We start from the raw sequence: 1,623 nt of genomic DNA on the forward strand, positions 1-1,623 counted from the left end.
CCGGCCGCGAGCGTCGTGGCCGCCGCGACAGGGTTGGCGCTCAACGTCAGCTGTCCAGCCGTATTGCCAGGTGCCTCGGCCCCGGCGGTTGTAGCGTCACTCCATTTGTAGGATTGGTACTGGTTTGGGACGATCGCCAGGTATTTCCCGTTAGCGCCGGCTATGCCGATTTTGTACTCGACAGTAGGGTTTGAACTCGCGAATACGTCAGAGCTACGTGCCGAGGCAGGCCCCGACACACGTACCGCGACGTGGTTCACGTCGGTCCCTGTGCATTCGATGCCGAGGGTAGCGGTTTGCGATGGAACACCCGGGAGGTTCCAGCCAGTGGTCGCGGTAGTGTCTGTTATTTGGCCGAAGTTTAACGGGGCAGCGGGAGGTGTCGAGTATTTACATGCTGCAGTCGAGGTGAGACGATTAGCCCCAACTCCGTTATATGAGCGGGAGTTTAAAACGATGCAGGGCGCTCTGTCGGAATCGCTACATTGTTCTTTGGCCGTAGTTAATAACGTTCCAACTTGAGTATCGCGTTTGTCGTAGACTGTCATATATTCGTTGAAGTTGTGCCCGTTAATAAGCCAGCTACCGATCCACGATGTCGTAGGATCGTCCAGTGGGCCGGACCGGAACTTACCGTCAGGAGTTGCAATCGACCATAATCCGCGAAAGGGCGCCGGTAACGTCGAGTACGCAAACGTGATGATATTTTTCGCTCCTGGCGCGTAGTCCCAGGTCCCGGAGTCAACAAGATTGTAGATGTTGTATCGACCGGTCGGCGTTCGTGTGGGTGCGCCATGAGTTTCAGCGGATGCGGCGCCAGATACCTGAACGATACCGTTTTCCCACAACGGAGTAGTGAATGATTGACCATTAAATGGAGACCCAATCTTGGTGTACGACAATTGTAGTCTGTCGCCTATTAAGGTCGCGGTGACGCCTGCTCGCGGTGATCCATTAGGGACACCATCGACCCACCCACCGATCATTGCGTGGTCTAGTATGCCTATGTCCGTAGGTTTTAGTACACCACCATTGGCGTCTGAGACGACTAGCGTACGTGGCGTGAGCACACTCCGTGGGCTCGACTGTACTTGAAATACAGGTGTACCGGGGGCGTAGTCCCCGTCAGGTAGTAGGAAATCCATATAGGAGTTTGTGGTGAATATATTCGAGACATCACCGGCTTCCACGCGTATCGCAGCGTGCGACGGTGACGCGATTATGATAACAATTCCGACGAACCGTGGTACGAACGAGGCGGGTAGAAACGGCCGTCGGGACGGAGTGTAGTCGACTTGTCCTGGGCGTGCCAATATGCAAGTGTCTCGATGCAATACGGACTGATTGAGTACACCCGCGTACCCAGGCTCGTGTTCGATATTGTCGAGAGGTGATAGTTCTATCCGCTGACACGGTCGTGTACGGTCTCCCGGTTGCAGAGGTAGCTGCGGTTTTTCCGCAGGCCCGCGTATTGCGTCCAGCCCTCTCCTCCACCATGTTTTTACGGCGTTAAGCATGCTCTCTCTCCATATTGTCCACCGCTTCACATAACCCGACAGCAGGCGCAGGGCCGTCTTTTTGCCCCTGCGCATGCCCCGCTCATAAAGCCGCCGGCTGCGTTCA

Annotated in this window: 1 protein-coding gene; it reads right to left on the reverse strand. The window is 55.6% G+C overall.

Going from position 1 to position 1,623, the window contains the following annotated elements; all coding sequences use genetic code 11:
- On the reverse strand, nt 1–260 hold a 260-nt coding region (locus tag DEO48_RS27015), incomplete at its 3' end, for a hypothetical protein (protein ID WP_219933031.1).
- Nucleotides 261–1,623: the final 1,363 nt, after the last annotated feature.

This window comes from Enterobacter sp. CGMCC 5087 (genome assembly GCF_003144775.1).
Lineage (GTDB): Bacteria > Pseudomonadota > Gammaproteobacteria > Enterobacterales > Enterobacteriaceae > Enterobacter > Enterobacter cloacae_M.